General features: G+C 29.5%; 23 protein-coding genes and 1 pseudogene. All 24 read right to left on the bottom strand.

Annotated elements, in window-relative coordinates:
• Positions 1 to 17: 17 nt before the first annotated feature.
• Positions 18 to 1,109, bottom strand: coding sequence for a recombinase RecA (gene recA, locus HMPREF0391_RS07515; protein WP_002836414.1), 1,092 nt, complete (start codon positions 1,107 to 1,109; stop codon positions 18 to 20).
• A 68-nt stretch (positions 1,110 to 1,177) separates the two neighbouring features.
• Positions 1,178 to 1,714, bottom strand: coding sequence for a CDP-diacylglycerol--glycerol-3-phosphate 3-phosphatidyltransferase (gene pgsA / locus HMPREF0391_RS07520; protein WP_035109504.1), 537 nt, complete (start codon positions 1,712 to 1,714; stop codon positions 1,178 to 1,180).
• Between the two features lies 1 nt (position 1,715).
• Positions 1,716 to 3,941: a DNA translocase FtsK gene (locus tag HMPREF0391_RS07525; protein ID WP_002836416.1), complete on the bottom strand. Its 2,226-nt coding sequence runs from the start codon at positions 3,939 to 3,941 to the stop codon at positions 1,716 to 1,718.
• A 2-nt stretch (positions 3,942 to 3,943) separates the two neighbouring features.
• Entirely contained in the window at positions 3,944 to 4,375 is a 432-nt protein-coding gene (gene dut, locus HMPREF0391_RS07530) for a dUTP diphosphatase (RefSeq protein WP_002836418.1), read from the bottom strand.
• A 51-nt stretch (positions 4,376 to 4,426) separates the two neighbouring features.
• Positions 4,427 to 6,571: a polyribonucleotide nucleotidyltransferase gene (locus HMPREF0391_RS07535; RefSeq protein ID WP_002836420.1), complete on the bottom strand. Its 2,145-nt coding sequence runs from the start codon at positions 6,569 to 6,571 to the stop codon at positions 4,427 to 4,429.
• Positions 6,572 to 6,617: 46 nt separating this feature from the next.
• Positions 6,618 to 6,884, bottom strand: a complete 267-nt coding sequence (rpsO, locus tag HMPREF0391_RS07540) for a 30S ribosomal protein S15 (protein WP_002838220.1) — start codon at positions 6,882 to 6,884, stop codon at positions 6,618 to 6,620.
• An 80-nt stretch (positions 6,885 to 6,964) separates the two neighbouring features.
• Positions 6,965 to 7,891, bottom strand: coding sequence for a bifunctional riboflavin kinase/FAD synthetase (locus HMPREF0391_RS07545; protein ID WP_002836423.1), 927 nt, complete (start codon positions 7,889 to 7,891; stop codon positions 6,965 to 6,967).
• A complete protein-coding gene (gene truB, locus HMPREF0391_RS07550) occupies positions 7,882 to 8,745 on the bottom strand; it encodes a tRNA pseudouridine(55) synthase TruB (protein ID WP_002836424.1) in 864 nt (287 codons plus the stop codon). Before truB ends, HMPREF0391_RS07545 begins: the two co-directional genes overlap by 10 nt.
• Entirely contained in the window at positions 8,729 to 9,697 is a 969-nt protein-coding gene (locus tag HMPREF0391_RS07555) for a DHH family phosphoesterase (RefSeq protein ID WP_035109509.1), read from the bottom strand. The genes truB and HMPREF0391_RS07555 overlap by 17 nt, the downstream gene beginning before the upstream one ends.
• On the bottom strand, positions 9,687 to 10,052 hold the full coding sequence (gene rbfA, locus HMPREF0391_RS07560; protein WP_002836426.1) for a 30S ribosome-binding factor RbfA: 366 nt from the start codon (positions 10,050 to 10,052) through the stop codon (positions 9,687 to 9,689). The genes HMPREF0391_RS07555 and rbfA overlap by 11 nt, the downstream gene beginning before the upstream one ends.
• A gap of 7 nt (positions 10,053 to 10,059) precedes the next feature.
• Positions 10,060 to 11,799, bottom strand: a complete 1,740-nt coding sequence (gene infB / locus HMPREF0391_RS07565) for a translation initiation factor IF-2 (protein ID WP_394370898.1) — start codon at positions 11,797 to 11,799, stop codon at positions 10,060 to 10,062.
• Positions 11,800 to 12,231: 432 nt separating this feature from the next.
• Positions 12,232 to 12,360: pseudogene (locus HMPREF0391_RS09735) on the bottom strand (translation initiation factor IF-2 N-terminal domain-containing protein); the annotation flags it as partial.
• Positions 12,361 to 12,378: 18 nt separating this feature from the next.
• The gene (gene rnpM / locus HMPREF0391_RS07570) at positions 12,379 to 12,642 is read right to left on the bottom strand and encodes an RNase P modulator RnpM (protein WP_002836430.1); all 264 of its coding nucleotides are present in this window, start codon (positions 12,640 to 12,642) and stop codon (positions 12,379 to 12,381) included.
• 25 nt (positions 12,643 to 12,667) lie between these two features.
• Positions 12,668 to 13,942 (bottom strand): transcription termination factor NusA, encoded by a 1,275-nt coding sequence (gene nusA, locus HMPREF0391_RS07575; protein WP_002836432.1) that lies wholly within the window; start codon positions 13,940 to 13,942, stop codon positions 12,668 to 12,670.
• Positions 13,943 to 13,951: 9 nt separating this feature from the next.
• The gene (rimP, locus tag HMPREF0391_RS07580) at positions 13,952 to 14,416 is read right to left on the bottom strand and encodes a ribosome maturation factor RimP (RefSeq protein ID WP_002836434.1); all 465 of its coding nucleotides are present in this window, start codon (positions 14,414 to 14,416) and stop codon (positions 13,952 to 13,954) included.
• 106 nt (positions 14,417 to 14,522) lie between these two features.
• On the bottom strand, positions 14,523 to 14,936 hold the full coding sequence (locus HMPREF0391_RS07585; RefSeq protein ID WP_002836435.1) for a hypothetical protein: 414 nt from the start codon (positions 14,934 to 14,936) through the stop codon (positions 14,523 to 14,525).
• The gene (floA, locus tag HMPREF0391_RS07590; RefSeq protein ID WP_002836436.1) at positions 14,936 to 15,919 is read right to left on the bottom strand and encodes a flotillin-like protein FloA; all 984 of its coding nucleotides are present in this window, start codon (positions 15,917 to 15,919) and stop codon (positions 14,936 to 14,938) included. The genes HMPREF0391_RS07585 and floA overlap by 1 nt, the downstream gene beginning before the upstream one ends.
• 1 nt (position 15,920) lies before the next feature.
• On the bottom strand, positions 15,921 to 16,538 hold the full coding sequence (locus tag HMPREF0391_RS07595) for an NfeD family protein (protein ID WP_002836437.1): 618 nt from the start codon (positions 16,536 to 16,538) through the stop codon (positions 15,921 to 15,923).
• A gap of 105 nt (positions 16,539 to 16,643) precedes the next feature.
• A complete protein-coding gene (gene rpsU, locus HMPREF0391_RS07600) occupies positions 16,644 to 16,823 on the bottom strand; it encodes a 30S ribosomal protein S21 (protein WP_002836438.1) in 180 nt (59 codons plus the stop codon).
• Positions 16,824 to 16,917: 94 nt separating this feature from the next.
• Positions 16,918 to 17,253: a histidine triad nucleotide-binding protein gene (locus HMPREF0391_RS07605; protein ID WP_002836439.1), complete on the bottom strand. Its 336-nt coding sequence runs from the start codon at positions 17,251 to 17,253 to the stop codon at positions 16,918 to 16,920.
• Between the two features lie 46 nt (positions 17,254 to 17,299).
• The gene (gene mtaB, locus HMPREF0391_RS07610) at positions 17,300 to 18,592 is read right to left on the bottom strand and encodes a tRNA (N(6)-L-threonylcarbamoyladenosine(37)-C(2))-methylthiotransferase MtaB (protein ID WP_002836440.1); all 1,293 of its coding nucleotides are present in this window, start codon (positions 18,590 to 18,592) and stop codon (positions 17,300 to 17,302) included.
• The gene (locus HMPREF0391_RS07615; protein ID WP_002836441.1) at positions 18,592 to 19,317 is read right to left on the bottom strand and encodes an RsmE family RNA methyltransferase; all 726 of its coding nucleotides are present in this window, start codon (positions 19,315 to 19,317) and stop codon (positions 18,592 to 18,594) included. Before HMPREF0391_RS07615 ends, mtaB begins: the two co-directional genes overlap by 1 nt.
• Positions 19,310 to 20,233, bottom strand: a complete 924-nt coding sequence (gene prmA, locus HMPREF0391_RS07620; RefSeq protein WP_002836442.1) for a 50S ribosomal protein L11 methyltransferase — start codon at positions 20,231 to 20,233, stop codon at positions 19,310 to 19,312. The genes HMPREF0391_RS07615 and prmA overlap by 8 nt, the downstream gene beginning before the upstream one ends.
• Positions 20,233 to 21,351, bottom strand: coding sequence for a molecular chaperone DnaJ (dnaJ, locus tag HMPREF0391_RS07625; RefSeq protein ID WP_002836443.1), 1,119 nt, complete (start codon positions 21,349 to 21,351; stop codon positions 20,233 to 20,235). The genes prmA and dnaJ overlap by 1 nt, the downstream gene beginning before the upstream one ends.
• Positions 21,352 to 21,420 lie beyond the last annotated feature (69 nt).

Below are 21,420 nucleotides of genomic sequence, written 5' to 3' on the forward strand. Positions count from 1 at the left end.
GGCAAGTAATACTTGCCCTAGTCTAATTCATCCTCACTTATTTCGTTATTCGATTCGTCTTTTATATTATCGTTATTTTCTGTTTTGATAGCCTCTGAATCCTCTTTCGATCTTAATCCATAAAATTCATAAGTTTTATCGATAATTTCTTCTAGTATTTTTGGATTTTCTTCTAAAAATAATTTAGAGTTTTCTCGACCTTGTCCTAATTTTTCTTCTTCATAACTGTACCAAGCACCTGCTTTTTTTACAACTTTGCAGTCAGTGGCTAAATCTAATATTGTACCTATTTTAGAAATACCTTCACCGTACATAATGTCGAATTCTACTTGTTTAAATGGAGGTGCTACTTTATTTTTGACGATTTTAACTTTAGTACGATTTCCAACAATATCGTCACCTTTTCTGATAGCTTCTCCTCTTCTAATTTCAATTCTAACTGAAGAATAGAATTTTAAAGCTCTACCACCCGTTGTAACTTCAGGATTACCAAACATTATTCCAACTTTTTCTCTAAGTTGGTTAATGAATATAACTGTACAATTGCTTTTTGAAATAACACCTGTTAGTTTACGTAAAGCTTGAGACATTAGTCTTGCTTGTAGACCAACGTGGCTATCTCCCATATTTCCTTCTATTTCAGCTCTTGGAACTAGTGCTGCAACAGAGTCAATTATAATAATATCTACAGCAGAACTTCTCACAAGAGAATCACATATTCCTAAAGCTTGTTCACCTGTATCTGGTTGTGAAATAATAAGATTATCTGTATCAACACCTAAGTTTTTGGCATAAATTGCATCTAATGCATGTTCAGCATCTATAAAAGCTGCTGTTCCACCCATCTTTTGTGCTTCAGCAACTACATGGAGTGCTAAAGTAGTTTTACCAGAAGATTCAGGTCCATAAATTTCGATTACTCTACCTCTAGGCAGACCACCTATTCCTAAAGCAACATCCAAGTTTATAGCTCCAGTAGGAATAGCTTCTATATCTTTTTGGACATGATCTCCAAGTTTCATTATAGAGCCTTTTCCGAATTGTTTTTCAATGCTTGCAAAAGCTTCTCTTAAAGCTTGATCTTTTTCAGATCCATTAGCAAAATCCATGACTACCTCCTAAAAAATTAAACAGAACATAAGTTCTTGTATTTATTATACCACAAACCAAAAAATAATTATATATTTTTTAAATCTAAAACATTAACATTCTTATAAATATAATCACATAAGCTGATTACAGTTAATACAATCGAAATATAATATAGGTACATGTCTAAAGCAAATCCCAATTTATCACCAGTATTGATTAAAATTAGAACAATAGCTATAAATTGAGTCATAGTTTTAGATTTTCCCCAATAGCTTGCTGCTAATGTAACTCCGTTTGATGCAGCTAATATTCTGAATCCACTAATAGTAAGTTCTCTTAATACAACTATAACCACGCTCCATGCAGGAACTTTTCCTAGTTGTACTAGGACAATTAATGCACTGCAACTCAACATTTTGTCCGCTAATGGATCCATGAACTTACCAAATGTAGTAACTAAATTTTTCCTTCTAGCGAGTTGACCATCAATAAAATCTGTTATTGCAGAGATTATAAATATTAATGCAGGTATATAATTGTCTGTTTTGAATACCAATAACGATGCTACAAAAAATGGTATTAATATAACTCTTAATGTTGTGAACTTATTTGCAATATTCATTTCAATCACGTCTTTCTAAATAATCTTTAGGTATTAAAATTTTTCTAGGTTTGCTTCCCTCACTAGGACCAACAATACCTTTTTCTTCCATTTGATCTATTATTCTTCCAGCTCTAGCATACCCTATTTTTAATTTTCTTTGTAATAAAGAAATCGATGCAGAATCCTCGTTCAAAATAATTTCTACAGCATCTGTAAATAAAATATCTGTATCGTCATCTTCAAGATCAATACTCTCTGATTTATCTATATCTTCTATGATTTCTTCTTTATAATTTGTTTCATTTTTATTTATTAAAAATTTAACTACATTGTCTACTTCTTCATCAGAAATAAAAGCGCCTTGAACTCTACTAGGTTTTGCCATTGATGATGGGAAGAATAACATATCTCCTCTTCCTATAAGCTTTTCTGCACCAGATTGATCTAGAATAGTTCTAGAATCTATTTGGCTACTAACAGCAAAAGAAATTCTAGACGGTACATTTGCTTTTATTGTACCAGTAATAACATCCACTGTTGGTCTTTGAGTTGCAATGATTAGATGGATACCACATGCTCTAGCCATTTGTGCTAGTCTGCAAATAGCATCTTCAACATCATTTGCTGAGACCATCATTAAATCACTTAATTCATCTATTATAATAACAATATAAGGTAGTTTTTCAAGTTCATCATTTTTATTTTTCTTATTATACGCTTTGATATCTCGAACGTGATTTTCTGAAAATATTTGATATCTTCTTTCCATCTCTCTTACAGCCCAATTTAAAGCGGCGCTTGCTTTTTTAGGATCCGTAACAACTGGAATAGCAAGATGTGGAATATTGTTATATATGCTCAATTCTACAACTTTTGGGTCAATCAATATAAGTTTTACATCATTTGGATTTGACTTATACAAAATACTCATGATTATTGTATTGATACAAACGGATTTACCACTACCTGTAGCTCCTGCTATAAGTAAATGAGGCATTTTATCTACAGAAGTTACAATACATTTTCCAGAGATATCTTTTCCTAATGCTATTGGCATTAACGATTTTTCTTTTACAAAATTGTCAGACATTAAAATCTCTTTTAACATTACAGAATTTTTAACATCATTTTCTACTTCAATTCCCACTACAGATTTGCCAGGAATTGGAGCTTGAATTCTAATTCCACTAGTAGCCAGTGAAAGTGATAAGTCATCTGCTAGATTAACTATCCTTGAAACTTTGACACCTGCTTTAGGCTCTAATTCGTAGCAAGTAACAGTAGGACCTCTATCAATTTGAACAACAGTCGCATCTATTGAAAAGTTTTTTAGAGTTTCTTCAATCATCTTTGCTTTTTGTAATACAGAATCATCATTGTCTTCCATGTATTCCGCATTTTTCAAAAGCTCTAATGGAGGAAAAGTATAATTACTTTGTCCAGAAAATTCACCAAAATCTATAACAGATAGTTGTTCTCCAGATTCTTTTTCATTAGATTTATAATCATTGAGCTTTGGTTTTGGGGGTTCAGAATCTATTGATTTCTTCAAATCAGATTTCTCTTTAATAATTGAATTTTTAGAAATTCTTTCTTTTGTAGGTTTATTTTGCTTAATCTCACGCGATTTTTCGATGCTTTTATTTTGTTTGTTTTGTTCATTTTTTGTTTTTATATCTACAAATGTCTTTTTAACAAAAGCGAAAAATTTTTGAAATAATTCTTTTAAAGTTAAATTCATTATTATTGCTATTAAAAACAAAGAACAAAAAACAAGTGCAACATATAAACCGATGTAGCCTATAGCCATGTTTAGTATTGATGCTATAATAGCTCCTATTACACCTATACCACTATATTCATTCGCTAAATTTAAATTCAAATCAATCCTTTGATTAATATTAAGATTTGGATAGTTTGATATATTAATTAAACTCATTACGAAAATTGAAGAAACAGCCAATATATAAGTAATTTTTCTTAGTTTATCTCCATGGTTTATATCAGAAATCGTAGATATAGTATACAGTATACCTAATGATATAAAAACATATGAAAAGATGCCAAAAGTACTGAAATATATATTTTTTACAATAATTCCCAAAATACCAACTCTACTACTAGCCATGAATATAAGTGAAATAATTAACACTAAGATAATTATTAATTTTTTCGAAGAGTTAGCATTTTTTTTGCTATTAGATTTTGATTTAGTTTTATTTCGTGATTTAGTATTTCTAGCCATAATTAGTAGCCTGTATGGCCAAATCCGCCATCATTTCTATCTGTAGCATCTAATACTTCAACTTCTTCGAATTCAATATTTTCGTATTTTTGTAGTATCATTTGACAAATTCTATCCCCTGATGAAATTGTATATTCTTCATTCGACAAATTGACTACTGGAATTTTTAATTCTCCTCTATAATCACTGTCTATAGTACCAACGCAATTTATCAGAGTTATTCCATGCTTAATACTCAAACCACTTCTTGGTCTGATTTGAACCTCATAACCTTCTGGAATTGCAATATAAATTCCAGTAGGTATAAGAGTTCTTTCAAGTGGTTTTAAAGTTATATCATTTTCAGTATAAGCTCTCAAATCCATACCACTAGATCCAATTGTTGAATATTTTGGTAGAGGGTTATTAGATTTATTAATTAGTTTAACTTTCATAATGTCCCCTTTCAAAAATATAGTTGAGTAATTAAATTACTCAACTATTAATTATTTATCTTCTGTATTTTGATCTTCAGATTTTTTATCAAAATTCTTTTTTTCTTTTCTTTCTGGTTTTGGTAAAAGAGCTTTTCTGGATAATGTCATCTTACCTTGGTCATCTATATCCATAAGTTTTACCATAATTTCATCGTTTTCTTTTAAAACATCTTCAACTTTATTAGTTCTTTCATGAGCTATATTAGAAATGTGAAGAAGACCTTCTTTTCCAGGTAATATTTCAACAAAAGCACCAAAATTCATAATCTTAGTAACTCTTCCTAAATATTTTTCACCAATTTCTGGTTCTCTAACTATTTCTTTAATCATATCTATAGCTCTTTGTGCACTTTCAGTGTTTTCACCAGCTACTGTAATTTTACCATCATCTTCAGTATCTATTTTAACGCCGGTTTCATCAATAATTTTGTTTATGACTTTTCCACCTGGTCCAATAACTTCTCTTACTTTTTCAGGTGCAATATTAATTACCATAATTCTAGGAGCATACTTTGAAATTTCTTTATTTGGTTCACTGATACATTCGTTCATTAACGATAATATATGAAGTCTACCAACTCTAGCTCTTTCTAAAGCTTCAGTTAATATTTCTTCAGAAATTCCTGTAATTTTAATATCCATTTGCAATGCAGTTATACCATCTTTTGTACCTGCAACTTTAAAATCCATATCTCCTAAGTGATCTTCCAAACCTTGAATATCGGAAAGAATTACAACATTATCATCTTTCTTAATCAATCCCATGGCAATACCTGCAACAGGTTCTTTTATCGGAACACCTGCATCTAGTAAACTAAGAGTTGAACCGCATACAGATGCTTGAGAACTAGAACCGTTTGAACTTAAAACTTCAGATACTACTCTTATTGTGTAAGGGAATTCTTCTTCTGATGGAATTACAGGTAATAGCGCTCTTTCAGCTAAAGCACCGTGACCAATTTCACGTCTACCTGGACTTCTTAAAGGTCTTGCATCCCCAACAGAGTAAGGTGGGAAGTTGTATTGATGCATATATCTTTTATCTTCTTGTTCAATTAGTCCATCTAGTACTTGTGCATCAGAAGGAGTTCCCAAAGTTGTAACAGATAAAACTTGAGTTTGACCTCTTTTAAACAAACCTGAACCATGTGGTCTAGGTAAGATATCTACATCACAAGTTATTTCTCTAATTTGATCAAGTTTTCTATTATCGGGTCTGATATGATCTTCTAATATTAAACGTCTTACTTCTGACTTTTCTAAATCATCGTATATAGTAGAAACTTTTGAAGCTATACTTTCATCATATTTTTCAACAAAATGATCCACTACGCTTCTTTTTAGAGTATTAATGTGATCTTCTCTATCTAATTTATCTTCATTAACTGTAATTTTCTTCAAATCTTCAATGCAGAATGATTTAACTTCTTCATCTAACTCTACATTTTTTTCTGGCTGTATGAATTCTTGTTTTGGCTTACCACATTCTTTTTGAATTGACTCAATAAATTCACATATTTTTTTGATTTCTTCATGTGCTCTAAGTATAGCTTTTAAAACTTGCTGTTCAGTAATATTATTGCATCCTGCTTCTACCATCATAATAGCATCTTTAGTACCAGCAACAGTTAATTCAAGATCTGATTTATCTCTTTGTTCTTGTGTAGGATTAATAATAAATTCACCATCGATCATTCCTACGGCTACAGAACCAGTAGGTCCTAAGAAAGGAATATCTGAAATGCTCAATGCTATAGATGAGCCTATCATAGCTAAAATATCAGGAGTATTGTCTTGATCCACAGAAAGTGCAGTAGCTATAACTTGCACATCATTATGATATCCTTCTGGGAATAATGGTCTTAGTGGTCTATCTATTAATCTAGCAGTTAATGTAGCCTTTTCACTAGGTCTACCTTCACGTTTAATAAATCCTCCTGGAATTTTTCCGACAGAATAAAGTTTTTCTTCAAAATCACATGTTAATGGGAAGAAATCAACTCCTTCACGTGGCTCTTTTGATCCTACAGCAGTAACTAGAAGTACAGTTTCTCCAGATTGAATTAAACATGCTCCATTAGCTTGTTCAGCAACTTTTCCAATCGTAACTTCTATTTTTTTACCGCATAAATCATATTCGTATTTTTTTATCATATATTCTCCTTATAAATAAAAAGAGCGGAAAAACCCGCTCTTTAAATTATCTTCTAATGTTTAATCTTTTAATTAAATCACGGTATCTTTCAATGTCTTTATTGCTAAGATAGTTAAGAAGATTTCTTCTTTTACCGATCATTTTGAAAAGACCTCTTCTTGAATGGTGATCATTCTTATGAGACTTTAAATGTTCAGTTAAGTAGTTTATTCTGTAAGTCAATAAAGCTACTTGAACTTCTGGAGAACCAGTGTCTCCTTCTTTTGTTTGGTATTCTTTGATTATTTCTTCTTTGATTTCTTTGTTGTACATAATTTCCTCCATAAATTTAATATTCACCATTACAGCGATATCGTTGAGGTTTCGAATATCAATGTAACAGTAGTACTTATTTATATTATCATATAATCTTGTAATTGTAAATCTAAATCTTGGTTTTTTGCAAAATTATAATCGCTTTTTAATTTATTGATAAGTTCAATTTCAGAATTAAATTTTACATTATCTCTTATTTTTTTTATGAATACTAACGTTAATTCTTTTCCATACAAATCACCTTTAAAATCTAATATATGAGTTTCAATTTTAACATCATGTTCATCGTATGTTAGATTTTCTCCTATTGATGTTATACCTTTGTATAATTTGTTATCATAAATAACGTTAGTATAATAAACTCCTGCTGCTGGTATAATATATTCTTTACATTCCAAATTAGCAGTAGGATAACCTAAATTTCTCCCTCTATGTTTCCCGTCAATTACAACTCCATTAATACTAAATGGTCTATAAAGCATTGAATTAGCATTTTCAATTTCTCCATTTATTAAAAATTTGCGTATGGTTGTCGATCTAATAGGGACACCATTAATAAATTGGTCATCTATAATATAGAGTTTATAATTAAAAACTTTTTGGTAATTTTCTAAAGTAGATACATTACCAGATGCATTAATGCCAAATTTGAAATCTTTGCCAACAACTAAATTTTTGAAATTAGTATGTTCCTTCACATAATCTAAAAACTCTTCAGGCTTCAAGGATAAAAAAGCTTTATCAAATGACTTTATTAAACAGTAATCTACATTCATTCTTTTTAATAGATTGATTTTATCGTCCGTTATTAATATGTTTTTAAACTTATCATCTTCTAAAATTTCTGAAGTATGTGACTTAAATATAATAACTCCTGATTTACCTAAGCTAACACATTTATTTATAAGTTTTTGATGTGCTAAATGCAATCCATCAAAATTTCCTAAAGTAATAGCATCAATATTAATTTTTACGTTATCTTTGTCTAAATCAATTATTTGCATATATCAAATACCTTATTCATTTTTAAAATATTATCTTCAATACTACCAATTCCAATAAATTTATTATTACAAACTACTTTAATATTATCAATGTTTTCATGGTTTATATTTATTTTAACACCATTGGTTATTTTTTTATATAAATTATCATCAAGTTCGATAGATTTCATTTCTGTCAAACTTTCGTAGACTGAAAATGATACATCTTCAATGTTACATTTTCTAAGCGACTCTATTTTTACTGAATCTTTTATGTCGAAACCTCCAGAATTTACTCTGATAAGAGATTTCATATATGCTAATCTATCCAATTTTTTAGCAATATCTTCAATCAAAACTCTAATATACGTTCCCTTAGAACATTTAACTTTGATTATACAAGAATTTTCTAGAAGATATAATGGTTCTATATTATAGATTGTAATTTTTCTGGATTTTCTCTTAATTTCCTTGTTTTCTCTTGCGTATTCATAAAGTTTTTTTCCATTTACCTTAACTGCGGAATACATAGGAGGTACTTGTTCAATGGTTTTACCATTTAAATCATCTAAAATTTCCTTTAATTTTTCTTTATCGTATGTTTTCTCTGAAAAACCTGTGACATTACCGGATAAATCAAGAGTATCTGTACTTGTTCCAAAACACATTTCAAATATATATGTTTTACCATATTCCATTAGATATTCTGTTATTTTAGTTCCTTTTCCAACGCCTAATAACAAAACTCCGGTAGCATCAGGATCTAGAGTACCAGCATGTCCAATCTTCTTAGTTTTTAAAATTCCTTTACATATAGAAACAACATCCTGAGAGGTATATCCTTTTTCCTTAAAAACATTAATTACGCAATCCATAGCTATCAATTTCTTCTTTAATTTTATTTAACACTGCGTCATAATCACCGGTAATTTTAGTGGCAGCAGCATTCTTATGACCGCCTCCACCAAGATTTTTGGCAATTGATCCTACATCAATATTTCCTTTGCTTCTGAAACTAACCTTGTATTCATTTTCAGTTTGTTGTTTAATTAATACTGATATTTTGATTTTGTCAGTATCTCTGAAAGTATTAATTACACTATCAATATCTGAAATTTCAACATTATACTTATTTAATTGATTTGTCATTACAAAACCAATTGCAACATGATCATTATAAATTTCAGTCTTAGATAAGATTTCATTTTCTAAAAGTTGTGCTTCAAATTTTTTTGATTGATAAATTAATTCATTGATTTTCATCATGTCTGCACCATATTCAACTAATTTAGAAGCTTTAGCTAATGTATCAGCAGTTGTAGCAGAATATAAAAATCTTCCAGTGTCAGTTGATATTCCGGTTAATAGTGACATCGAAATTTCTTCATCAATTGGTAGATTTGCTTCGGTTATTACATCAAATACTAATTCGCAAGTTGAGCTATAACCTTTTTTAACAATGTTGACGTCACCGTAAAACTCATTACTTTGATGATGGTCAATGTTTATTCTGTATCTTGCTTTATTAAATAATTCATCAATATTACCTAATCTCTCATAATTAGCACAATCTAAGCATATTATCATATCAATATTAATATCTGTATTTTCTGATAGCAAATCCAAATTTGGCAAAAATTTTAAATTTTCAGGAATTTTGTCAAACTCAATAGGATAAACTTTTTTTCCTAAATTGAGTAAACTTTTTGATAAAGCAGTTAATGAACCTAAGTTATCACCATCTGGGTCTAAGTGAGAAATTAGAGCAATTGAACTTGCTTCATTCAATTGCTCTTTAAATTTCAAGATTTCATCATTAATCTTCATTATAGTTTTCCTCATGAATTGATTTTATTAGATTTTCAATATGCATACTTTGCTCACTTGTTTCATCAATTTTGAAAATCAGTTGTGGTACATGTCTTAAATCTACACTTTCACCAATTTGTTTTTTTAAGAATCCTTTTGCTTTGTTTAATCCTTCAAGAGTTTGTTTTTTCTTTTCATCATCGCCTATTACAGCTATATATACTGTAGCAAAACTCAAATCATTTGTTACTTTTACGTCGGTAACAGAAACATTTAGTTTGTCAATTCTAGGATCTTTTAGTGAATTAATTATAGAACTTGAAATAACTTTTTTGATTTCTGATGAAATTCTTCTTACTCTTTTAATATTCATAATTCTCCTATCTTTGTACTTCGTTTAGTACATATGCTTCCAGTACATCTCCTGGTTTAATGTCATTATAATTTTCTAAGCCCATTCCGCCTTCATAACCTTGAGTCAATTCTTTAACATCGTCTTTATATCTCTTCAATGAAGAAATAGGACCTTCAAAAATTAATATTTCATCCCTTAATAAACGAACCACAGCATTTCTAGTTACTTTTCCTGTGTTTACATATACTCCGGCAACAGTACCTACTCCTGGAACTTTGAAAGTATCTCTAACAGTAGCTCTACCTAAAACTTCCTCTTGATATTGTGGTTTTAACATACCAGTGATTGCATTTTTTACATCTTCTATAGCATCATATATAACTCTATAAGTTCTTATTTCTATAGATTCATTTTTAGCCATATCCAAAGCCACTTGAGTTGGTCTTACATTAAATCCGATTATTATCGCACTTGATGCAGATGCTAAGTTAACATCAGATTCAGTAATACCACCTACTGCACCATGAATAATATTAACTTTTACTTCATCGTTGCTTAATTTGATTAATGATTGTTTAATGGCGTCAATCGTACCTTTAACATCAGTCTTTATTATGATATTAAGATCTTTAGTTTCTCCGTCTGAAATTTTTCCAAATAATTCGTCTAAGTTCATAGTTGATGAAGACTTGATTTGTTCTTCACGGTTATGATCTTTTATTTTTTGAGCATAATTTCTAGCTTCTTTTTCATCTTTTACAGCATATATCATATCGCCGGCTTCAGGCACTTCGTTTAAGCCCAAAATCAATACTGGTGTTGAAGGACCTGCTTTTTTAACTTGCTTACCTTGATCATTAAACATAGCTCTAATACGACCGCTTGCTTGTCCACTAAATACCATATCAGAATGTTTTAAAGTACCCTTTTGAACTAAAATTGTAGCAGTTGGACCTCTTCCCTTGTCTAATTGTGCTTCAATTACTGTACCTACAGCAAGTCTATTTGGATTAGCTTTTAACTCTTCCATTTCAGCAACCATTAAAATCATTTCAAGTAATTCATCAATACCTTCACCAGTTCTAGCAGAAACTGGAACTAAAACTGTATCTCCACCCCAGTCTTCAGGCACCAATCCATTTTCAGCTAATTCAGTTTTTACTCTTTCGATATTAGCATTTTCTTTATCTATTTTATTAACAGCTACAATTATTGGAACGCCAGCAGCTTTTGAGTGATTTATAGCTTCCACCGTTTGAGGCATTACACCATCATCTGCAGCAACTACCAATATTGAAACATCTGTTACTTGTGCTCCTCTGCTTCTCATTGCTGTAAAAGCTTCGTGACCTGGTGTATCTAAGAATACTATTTTTTTGTCGTTAACTCTAATAGTATACGCACCAATATGTTGTGTAATTCCTCCGGCTTCTCTACCAGCTACTCTAGAATTTCTAATTCTGTCAAGTATAGATGTTTTACCGTGGTCAACGTGTCCCATTACAGTGATGACTGGTGGTCTTTCTTTTAAATCCTCATCCTTATCTTCAAAATCTAGGTTAAACACGTCATCGTCATCAAAATCTTCGACTTCATCTTGTTCAACGATAACATTGAATTCACCAGCTACTAAACTTGCAGTATCAAAATCAATTTCTTGGTTTTGATTTGCCATTATACCTAATTCCATTAGTTTCATTATTAATTCACTAATAGATACACTTATTTTTTCAGATAAATCTTTTACTGTGATTGTAGGTTGAATAATAAATTTCTTAGGTTCTTTTGGCTCATTCTTGATAACTTCTTCTTTTTTATTTTGATTATTATTTTTATTATTTCTATTGTTCTTGTTATTTCTATTATTTTTATTATTGTTAGAATTTTTGTTTTTGTTATTTTTAAAATTCTTATTCTTCTTATCGTTAGAATCATGTTTTTCATTCATTTCAGATTTGTTTTTGTGTTTTATCTTATCGAAATGAGATACAGATTCATCATCTTTATTTCTTGGATGCTTTGGTTTAAATCTTTTTTTAGAATTATTATCTTGTTTATTCGTTTCTGTATGTGATTTATTTTCTAGCTTTTCATTTGAGTTTTTATTTACAACTTGTTTATTTTCTTTTTTTGAATTACTGTTCTTTTGATTATTTTGAACTTTTTTTGGTTTTTCATAAAAAGATTTAACTTTTGATATTTGGTCTTTATCTAATGTTGACATGTGACTTTTAACTTCAATTTTGTTTTCTTTTAATTTGTTCATTAAGTCTTTTGTTGAAACATTTAATTGTTTTGCCAATTCGTATACTCTTATCTTTTCCATACAAAGACCTCCTTTTGATTAATCTTCTACATGGTTAATTAACTCCTCATATATAAGTGCGTCTACATCTGTTTTTAAAACCTGACTTAGTCTTCTGTTTTTCTTTGCCTTGTTTATGCATTTTATATCCTTGCATAAATAAGCTCCTCTGCCATTTTTCTTGTTTGTCAAATCTACGGAAACTCCGTCATCTTTATTAAAAACAACTCTTATTAGTTCTTCCTTTGGCTTATTTTCACCACAAACAACACATTTTCTTAAAGGAATCTTTTTAGTTTTCATTTAATACTCCAAAACTTAAATACATTTAATTTTCAGAATCTTCTGCAATTTCAGTGTTTTCGGAATCTAAAGAATTATTGTCTTCAGTATCCTCAATATCTTCAATTTCTTCTATATCATCTGATTCATGATATTTAATTTTATCAAATACTTTGTCTTTATCTTCATCTCTAACTTCAATACCATTAGATTCTAGAAAATCTACTTCTCCATCGAATTCAACAGACAAGCTTCCATCTTCATAAGATTCTAGGTATTGGTTAAGTCCTTTGATGTCTATTTTCCAGTTAGTTAACTTAGCTGCAAGTCTAGCGTTTTGTCCTTCTTTTCCTATAGCTAGAGACAATTGATCTTCTGAAACAATTACACGGCATATTTTTTGAGCTTCGTCAATGAATGTAGCTATTACTTCAGATGGACTTAAACTATTAGATATGAAAGTCTTAATATCTTTTGACCATATAACAATATCAAGTTTTTCGCCATTCAACTCATCCACAATAGACTTAACTCTGGTTCCACTGAAACCTACACATGAGCCAACTGGATCAACATTTTCATCATTACTGAATACCGCGATCTTAGTCCTTGAGCCAGGTTCTCTTGCAACGCTAAAGATCTCAACAGTTCCATCATTTATTTCCGGAACTTCTAATTCAAATAATCTTTTTATTAGAGAATTGTCTGTCCTTGATAATATTATTTGAGCTCCTTTTGTAGTGTTTTTGACCTCTTTAATAAAAAGTTTTAATCTCTTGTTAGGGGTATATTCTTCAGATTTTATTTGTTCTGAAACTGGTATTATACCTTCTACTCTACCCAAATCTATATAGACAATTCCACGTTCAACACGTTGAACTGTTCCGGTGATTATTTCTTTTTCTCTGTCAATAAATTCGTTATAAATATTATCACGTTCTGCATCTTTTAGCTTTTGAATAACAATATTTCTAGCAGTTTGAGCAGCTATTCTTCCGAAGTTTTTAGGTGTTATTTCAATTTTCACTTTATCACCTAAATCGTATTTACGTTTAATAGTCTTAGCTTCTTCTAAACTTATTTCAGTATTTTTGTCTTCAACATTTTCAACAACAGTTTTGATTGCATATAAATTCACCTTACCGTTGTCTCTATTTATGTTAACTTCTACAGAACTTTCTTCGTTTTCATGGTCTTGATAATCAAAATTTTTCTCATAGCTTTTAATCAATGCTTTTTCTAAAGCATCGAAAACAACTTCTCTTGGTATTTTTTTTGATTTTTCTAATTCATCAAGAGCCTTTATAAAATCATTGTTCATATATTACTATCAATCGAATAATGAAAGCTTAATCGATGATATATTACTCCTTTCAATTTTAATTTGATTTTTTTCTAATTCCAAAGATATTTCTTGATCATTGAAATCTTTTAAAATACCTTTGAACTCTTTCTTACTATCTAATTTTTGATATAAATTTACTATTACAACATTCCCTAAATTTTTTTTGAAATCTTTATCTCTAGTGAATGGTGTAGTTATATCTACTGATGCAATTTCTAAATAATAGGGATCTGAAATAGGATCTATTTCGTCTAGTTTGTCAGTTATTCTATTATTTATTAACTCACAATCATCAATTGATATTAGACCTTCGTCCTTTTCAATGTAAAAAGTCAAAATATTTTTTCCATTTTGATTTGAATATTCTACATCATAAAAGTCTATTCCGGTATCTTCAATTAAAGGACTGAGGTCATTATTCATAAGTTCCCTAAGATATTTCTTATTCATATATCTCCTTTTCGTAAATTATTTAAATAAAGAAGAGTGGGATTTCCCACTCTTAGCCACAATTTATTCTAAACATATTGTATCATAATTAATCATAATAATCAAACTATCTTCTATTTCTTAAAGACAAAGGCTTATCAATTATTTCTTTAATAATGATAGCTTTTTTTAATTCATCTTTATGTTTAAATTCATCATTAATCTCAACTCTAATAAGTTCTAATTCGTCGTTTTTTTCTTCGAAAAAATCTTTATCAATTAATTTTTGATTTTCTTTTCTATTATTAGTTTGCTCAAAATTATCGATATTATTTTGATTGTATTGAGAATTGTTTGATTTATTAGAAGATAATTTCGTATTTGATTTATCTTTTCTTAAATCTTCTAATGTCTTTTTCTTACGATAGTTCTTACGGTTAAAGTTTTTTTGATAACGTCTTGAACTACTCATGTGAATAAAATAGTTAGCAAAAAACTTTACAATTATTATCGTAATTACAAGAGATAGAAAAGAAAACATTACTTATCATCCTCTTTAATTTTTTCGCTATTTCCAGAAATAGCTTGTCTCATCTCAGTATCACTTATAATATTTTTCATATTATAATAATCCAAGACTCCCAAATTACCAGATTCTAAAGCTTTAGCGATAGCTAGAGGAACCTTTGATTCACTTTCAACTACTTTCGCTCTCATTGAACGAACTTCTGCTATCATTTCTTGTTCTTTTGCAACAGCCATAGCTCTTCTTTCTTCTGCTTTAGCTTGAGCAATTCGTTTGTCAGCTTCTGCTTGATCTGTTTGTAGTTTTGCTCCGATATTTCTTCCTACATCAACATCTGCAATATCAATCGAAAGTATTTCGAATGCAGTTCCTGAATCCAATCCTTTGTTCAATACAGTTTTTGAGATTGAATCTGGATTTTCAAGCACAGATGTATGAGATTCTGATGAACCTACAGTAGTTACAATACCTTCACCAACTCTAGCTATTATAGTTTCTTCTCCGGCACCACCAATTAATCTTTCAATATTTGCCCTAACAGTAACTTTTGCTTTAACTATAACTTCAATACCGTTCATTGCTACTGCAGCAATGTTTGGAGTTTCAATTACTTTTGGGTTAACAGAAACTTGTACTGCTTCTAAAACATTTCTACCAGCTAAATCAATAGCTGCTGCTCTCTCAAACTCTAACTCAATATCTGCTCTTTGAGCGGCGATTAATGCATTTACTAAAGTATTTACATTCCCACCTGCTAAATAATGTGCTTCAAGTTGATTAGTAGTTAGATTTAATCCTGCTTTTGTTGCTTTAATAAGTGGATTTATAATGTTTTTTGGAATAACTCTACGTAATCTCATACCAATTAATTGTGAGATTTTAACGTGGACTCCTGAAAACTGAGCAGTAACCCATAAACCTACAGGAACTAACGAAAAGAATACTAATAGCAAAATAACTATTAATATAGGTACTAAAAATGGAATTTCAAATGGCATTTTACACTCTCCTTACTATTATTTTAAAATCTTTTATTTCACTAACAACAACCTCGCAACCTTTTGGAATAAAATCTCCCCTAGTAATAGCGTCAATATAATCACCATCTATTTCGATTTTGCCGCTCGGTCTTAAAGGTGTTATAGTAATTCCTTTTTTGTTCAAGTATTTTTTTGATGACTGAGTAAATGATTTTGAATTAGTTTCTTTTAAAACAAATTTATTGAATTTACTTGAGTCAAAATCTTTACTTAAAAATACTAATATAAACAAAACATCAATTGTTATAGCAATAGCTACTGTTAAAAATGCTAGGTACAGATTATTAATGATCATGCTTATTCCTACAATCATTGATAAGACACCCACAATTCCAGCAATAAAACCACCTGGAACTATTAGTTCTAATCCAACGAATAAGAGCCCTATTAAAAATACTAATATCCCTACTATGTTGATATCACCGTGATTATAATAAGACAAAATAAATAGAACAGAAAAAACAGCAGTCAGTACACCGTATTTAATCTTCTTGTTTGATAACATAAGCAGTGTTATACAAATAAATGTTACTGCTAAAAAAATCATACTTAGAATATGATTAGAAAATATATCCATAGAAAACGATAACACCTCCTAAATATCTTTATAACACAATTATACACTAAACAAAGCAATAAAAAAAGATTCCTATAAGGAATCTTTGATTAAATATCAATTTCATTAGAAATTTCTTTTTTTTCTTTTAGCTGCTTCAGATTTTTTCTTTTTCTTTACGCTAGGCTTTTCATAATGTTCTCTTTTTCTATATTCAGATAAAACTCCAGATCTAGCACATTGTCTTTTAAATCTTTTTATAGCATTATCTAATGATTCGTTTTCTCCTACTTTAATTTCTGACATGGTTTCCCTCCCCTCTTTATTGCAAGAATGCTCACAAAAGAGCAGAATTTATACCAAAATAGTATAACACAATTCTAATAAAATAACAATATTTTTATGGCCAGCTAAGTTTTTTCTTGCCTAACACGTGAAAATGCATGTGATGTACTGTTTGTCCACCATCTTCTCCACAGTTATTTACTATTCTATAGCCAGACTTATCAACATCGAACTCTTTTGCTAGTTTTGCAATTACTTCAAATATATGAGCAACTATTTGTGAATTTGATTCATCAATATCATTAGCACCAGAAATATGTTCTTTAGGAATAACTAAAAAATGTACTGGAGTAACAGGATTGATGTCGTGAAAAGCGTATACCAAATCATCCTCATATATTTTTTTAGAAGGTATTTCTCCATTAACTATTTTACAAAATACACAGTCCATGACTCGCCTCCGGTGTTATTATACCAAAAAATATTTAACTTTTCAATTATTCACACACAAGTTCTTCATTTTCTCTTCTATTGCATACGACGTCTATTATTTTATTGGAAAGATTTGGATTATATTCTCTTTTTACTCTTATATAATTTGTTGTATATCCTTTAATATATCCATCATCATTTTTTGATTCAAACAATACTTTTATTGGTTGATTTAACATATTATCTAAAAATTTGTCTGTATAATATTTTGATTTTTCTATTAGTAGTTTACTTCTCTCTTTTTTTACAACTCCGGATACTTGATTTTTCATTTTACTTGCTACAGTGCCTTTTCTGTTAGAATATTTAAACACATGTATTTTTGAAAATTGAATCTTATCAACGAAACTCAATGTTTGTTCGAAGTCTTCATCAGTTTCTCCAGGAAAACCAACTATTATATCTGTAGTAATAGCAGCATTTGGATAATATTCTCTTATTAAATTGATAGTTTTCTCATACAAATCTGTATCATATTTTCTATTCATAGATTCAAGTATTGAATCAGAACCGCTTTGCAACGATAGATGGAAATGATCACAAAATTGTTCTACTTTACTTAATCTATCTAAAAATTGCTTGTCTACAATTCTTGGCTCTAATGAGCTCAATCTTATTCTCTTTATTTTATCAATTTGTCCGATATCTTCTATTACATCAATCAAACCAATATCATTATTATCTAAGTCTTTTCCGTATGATGCTACATGGATACCTGTCAGTACTATTTCTTTGAAACCATTATCTGATAATCTTTTTGCTTCTAAAACAATATCTCTAATATTTCTAGAACGTATGGGTCCTCTCGCGTAAGGAATTATACAGTACGAACAAAATTGACTACAACCTTCTTGAATTTTAATATAAGATCTTGTCATAGAATGTTCTGTATTTATAGTTAATTCTTCAAATTCTCTATTTTTACCTATACTTTCTACCTTGTTTATAATTTTATTAGATGATTGTGCTAGTTCACATAATTCTACGATTTCTTTTCGGTATTTTGTTCCGAGTATTACATTTACACCTTCAATATTTTCTATTTCATCAGGACTAACTTGAGAGTAACAACCTACTACAGCAATTATTGCATCACTGTTTTCAGATCTAATCTTAGATATTTGTTGTCGACTTTTTCTATCGGACAAATTTGTAACGGTACATGTATTAAGCACAAAAACATCGCAATTATAGTCTTCAGTAATTTCATAACCATTTTTTACAAATAATTCAGCCATAGCCTCTGTTTCGTATTGATTAACTTTACAACCTAATGTTGAAAATTTTACTTTTTTCATTATTTTATATCTCCTAATTCATATTGAATAATACTCAAAGCACAAATTGGAGCTGTATCTGCGCGTAAAATTCTGTTTCCCAATGAAACTGATTTAAATCCTTTTGACTTTAAAACTTGTAAATTTTCTTCAGATAATCCGCCTTCTGGGCCAATGAAAATATTAATATCTTTGTTATTTGAATTAGTTAACAAAGATTGGAAACTTTCAGTTTCATTTTCATAGAATACTAAATTTAAAAAATTATTTTGAGTTGAAATTTTATTGATATTAATTAGTCCTTCAATTTCAGGGATAAATGTTCTCTTTGACTGTTTCGAAGATTCTAGTGCTATTTTTTCAAATCTATTCTTTTTCTTAATCCACTTTTTTTCGTCTAATTTGACAACAGTTCGTTCTGTTTCTACAAATACGATTCTGTTTACTCCCAATTCAGTGGCTTTTTGAATGATATACTCATTTTTATCTGATTTAAGGATACATTGATACAAAGTAATGTTCAAAGGAGATTCATATTGAATGTTATCTTCATCTATTATTTTACAAATTATTTCATCGGGAGTAATATCTTCAATCTCAGTTACAAAAGTTGTATCTCCAATTACTTGATGAATCAAATCACCTTTTGTAAGCCTTAAAGAATTTTTGATATGATTATAATCTTCGCCTTTTATAATAATTTTATCATCTATCTTATCTTCGGGATTACGAAAAGTCCTATACATTTTTGAACCTACTTATTACGCTAATCCATTCACCTTTTTCAGAAATTTCTACAATTTCAAGGTTATTTTTTTCTAAAATATTTATAATGTTATCTCTTTGTGAATTGATTAATCCTGAGCAAATAAAAACTCCATCTTTTTCTAATGCTTTTGGTAAATCTGGAATTAAAATGTCTAACACGTTTAATAAAATATTAGCTATTACTACATCGTATTTTTTATCAACTTTATCTAATAGAGAGCCTTCTACAGCTTTGATATTAGATATTTTATTCAGTTGCGCATTATCTAATGTTGCTTCGATAGCTAATGGGTCAATATCTGTAGCAAAAACTTCTTTAGCACCTAATTTTGAAGAAGCTACAGAAAGTATTCCTGATCCACAACCAATGTCTAAAACACTCTTATTATCTAGTTGCAGCTGTTGAAGTTGTTCAATGCATAAGTTTGTTGTTTCGTGGAGTCCTGTACCAAATGCCATTCCTGGATTAATTTCTAACACAGTGTGATCAGTTTCATCTATTTTAATCCAGCTAGGTTTTATAAGAATATTGCCAATATAAAATGGTTCGTAATACTTTTTCCATTCATTAGCCCAGTCCATATCTTCAATTTCTTTGTTTTTACTAATTTGAACATCTATCTTGTTATTGATAGAGAATTCATTAATTTTTGCTTCAATTTCTTCGTAACTTACTTTATCATCTTCGTAAAAAGCTTTAATGATGATATTATCATGTGGTGTAAAATCTTCGTCGTCTATTACCACCCAGTAAGGTTGATCTTTCTTAAAATCTAAAACATCTTGATAATCATCTATTTGTAAATTTTCGATTCCTAAATCGTATAGTATAGAACTTATGATTTCGTCATATCCTTTTGGACATTTAATATCAAAGCTTAGCCATTTTTCCATTATTCAAACATATCCTTTATTTTATCAAATATTGATTTCTTTTCATTTACATTTAATTCTTGATTCATACTTTCTGAAAATTCAATCAATTTTTCTTTTTGATCTTTATTTATTTTTTTAGGAACAATGATCTTAACAGTAAATAATATGTCTCCTCTTGTATTAGAATTTAAATATGGAACTCCCTTTGATTTAAGCTTAAATGTTGTATTTGGTTGAGTTCCTTCTGGAAGCTCAAATTCTTCTACGCCATCTAAAGTTGGAACTTCAATTTTAGAACCAAGCACAGCCTGAGCATATGTGATAGGCATATCAAAGACAATATCATTATTAATTCTTCTGAAAAATTCATGTTCTCTAATCTTTATGATAACATATAAATCGCCTGGACTACCATTATTTTCGCCATCATTACCTTCGCCCTTTACACTCATGATAGCTCCATTGTTTATTCCTTTAGGTATAGTAATGTTTATTGTTTTTCTTTGAACTTCGTATCCTTTACCTTTACAATTTTCACATTTTTCATCGATTACATAGCCTTCTCCATGACATTTATCGCATTCAGATTGTTGTGTAAAAATTCCAAAAGGTGTCCTTTTAGTATCGTTTATGATCCCAGTACCGTTACATTTATCACATTTTCTCTTTTCTGTTCCTGGCTTTGCTCCATCTCCATTACAAACATGACATTTTACCTTTTTCTTATAAGAAATTTCTTTTTTGGTACCGTTAATTGAATCTTCAAAATCTATTTCCAGTTCGACTTGAATATTAGAGCCTTTTCTAGGGGCATTTGGATTTCTAGAATATGATCTAGAACTAAAACCACCAAATATATCACCGAAAAAATCACCAAAAATATCACCGATATCTGAAAATCCTCCACCTGATCCTTGATCAAATATTCTATCTCCGTACATATCATATTTTTTTCTTTTTTCTTTATCGCCTAAAACCTCATATGCTCCGTTAATTTCTTTAAATTTATTTTCAGCTTCAGGATCACCACTGTTTATATCTGGATGATATTTTTTCGCTAATTTTCTATATGATTTTTTTATTTCTTCTTGAGTTGCGTTTTCATTAACCTCAAGTATTTCGTACAAATTTTTCATTATTCACCATCCTAATCTACTGACTTTTCTATTTTACTAAAAGATACAAAAAAATCAAGGGGTAAGAAT

This window comes from Finegoldia magna ATCC 53516, assembly GCF_000159695.1.
Taxonomy (GTDB): Bacteria; Bacillota; Clostridia; order Tissierellales; family Peptoniphilaceae; genus Finegoldia; species Finegoldia magna_F.

What these genes read in the sequence shown, in the direction of transcription:
- rnpM (WP_002836430.1), bottom strand. Translation starts at nt 12,642, where the DNA reads ATGAAAACTAAAAAGATTCCTTTAAGAAAATGTGTTGTTTGTGGTGAA.
- dnaJ (WP_002836443.1), bottom strand. Translation starts at nt 21,351, where the DNA reads ATGAAAAATTTGTACGAAATACTTGAGGTTAATGAAAACGCAACTCAA.
- HMPREF0391_RS07535 (WP_002836420.1), bottom strand. Translation starts at nt 6,571, where the DNA reads ATGATAAAAAAATACGAATATGATTTATGCGGTAAAAAAATAGAAGTT.
- HMPREF0391_RS07525 (WP_002836416.1), bottom strand. Translation starts at nt 3,941, where the DNA reads ATGGCTAGAAATACTAAATCACGAAATAAAACTAAATCAAAATCTAAT.
- HMPREF0391_RS07605 (WP_002836439.1), bottom strand. Translation starts at nt 17,253, where the DNA reads ATGGACTGTGTATTTTGTAAAATAGTTAATGGAGAAATACCTTCTAAA.
- rbfA (WP_002836426.1), bottom strand. Translation starts at nt 10,052, where the DNA reads ATGAATATTAAAAGAGTAAGAAGAATTTCATCAGAAATCAAAAAAGTT.
- mtaB (WP_002836440.1), bottom strand. Translation starts at nt 18,592, where the DNA reads ATGAAAAAAGTAAAATTTTCAACATTAGGTTGTAAAGTTAATCAATAC.
- rimP (WP_002836434.1), bottom strand. Translation starts at nt 14,416, where the DNA reads ATGAATAAGAAATATCTTAGGGAACTTATGAATAATGACCTCAGTCCT.
- floA (WP_002836436.1), bottom strand. Translation starts at nt 15,919, where the DNA reads ATGCCATTTGAAATTCCATTTTTAGTACCTATATTAATAGTTATTTTG.
- rpsO (WP_002838220.1), bottom strand. Translation starts at nt 6,884, where the DNA reads ATGTACAACAAAGAAATCAAAGAAGAAATAATCAAAGAATACCAAACA.
- recA (WP_002836414.1), bottom strand. Translation starts at nt 1,109, where the DNA reads ATGGATTTTGCTAATGGATCTGAAAAAGATCAAGCTTTAAGAGAAGCT.
- HMPREF0391_RS07555 (WP_035109509.1), bottom strand. Translation starts at nt 9,697, where the DNA reads ATGAAGATTAATGATGAAATCTTGAAATTTAAAGAGCAATTGAATGAA.
- HMPREF0391_RS07615 (WP_002836441.1), bottom strand. Translation starts at nt 19,317, where the DNA reads ATGTATAGGACTTTTCGTAATCCCGAAGATAAGATAGATGATAAAATT.
- dut (WP_002836418.1), bottom strand. Translation starts at nt 4,375, where the DNA reads ATGAAAGTTAAACTAATTAATAAATCTAATAACCCTCTACCAAAATAT.
- truB (WP_002836424.1), bottom strand. Translation starts at nt 8,745, where the DNA reads ATGGATTGCGTAATTAATGTTTTTAAGGAAAAAGGATATACCTCTCAG.
- prmA (WP_002836442.1), bottom strand. Translation starts at nt 20,233, where the DNA reads ATGGAAAAATGGCTAAGCTTTGATATTAAATGTCCAAAAGGATATGAC.
- HMPREF0391_RS07595 (WP_002836437.1), bottom strand. Translation starts at nt 16,538, where the DNA reads ATGGATATATTTTCTAATCATATTCTAAGTATGATTTTTTTAGCAGTA.
- rpsU (WP_002836438.1), bottom strand. Translation starts at nt 16,823, where the DNA reads ATGTCAGAAATTAAAGTAGGAGAAAACGAATCATTAGATAATGCTATA.
- pgsA (WP_035109504.1), bottom strand. Translation starts at nt 1,714, where the DNA reads ATGAATATTGCAAATAAGTTCACAACATTAAGAGTTATATTAATACCA.
- nusA (WP_002836432.1), bottom strand. Translation starts at nt 13,942, where the DNA reads ATGAACAATGATTTTATAAAGGCTCTTGATGAATTAGAAAAATCAAAA.
- HMPREF0391_RS07545 (WP_002836423.1), bottom strand. Translation starts at nt 7,891, where the DNA reads ATGCAAATAATTGATTTAGACAAAGATAACGTAAAAATTAATATTGAT.
- HMPREF0391_RS07585 (WP_002836435.1), bottom strand. Translation starts at nt 14,936, where the DNA reads ATGTTTTCTTTTCTATCTCTTGTAATTACGATAATAATTGTAAAGTTT.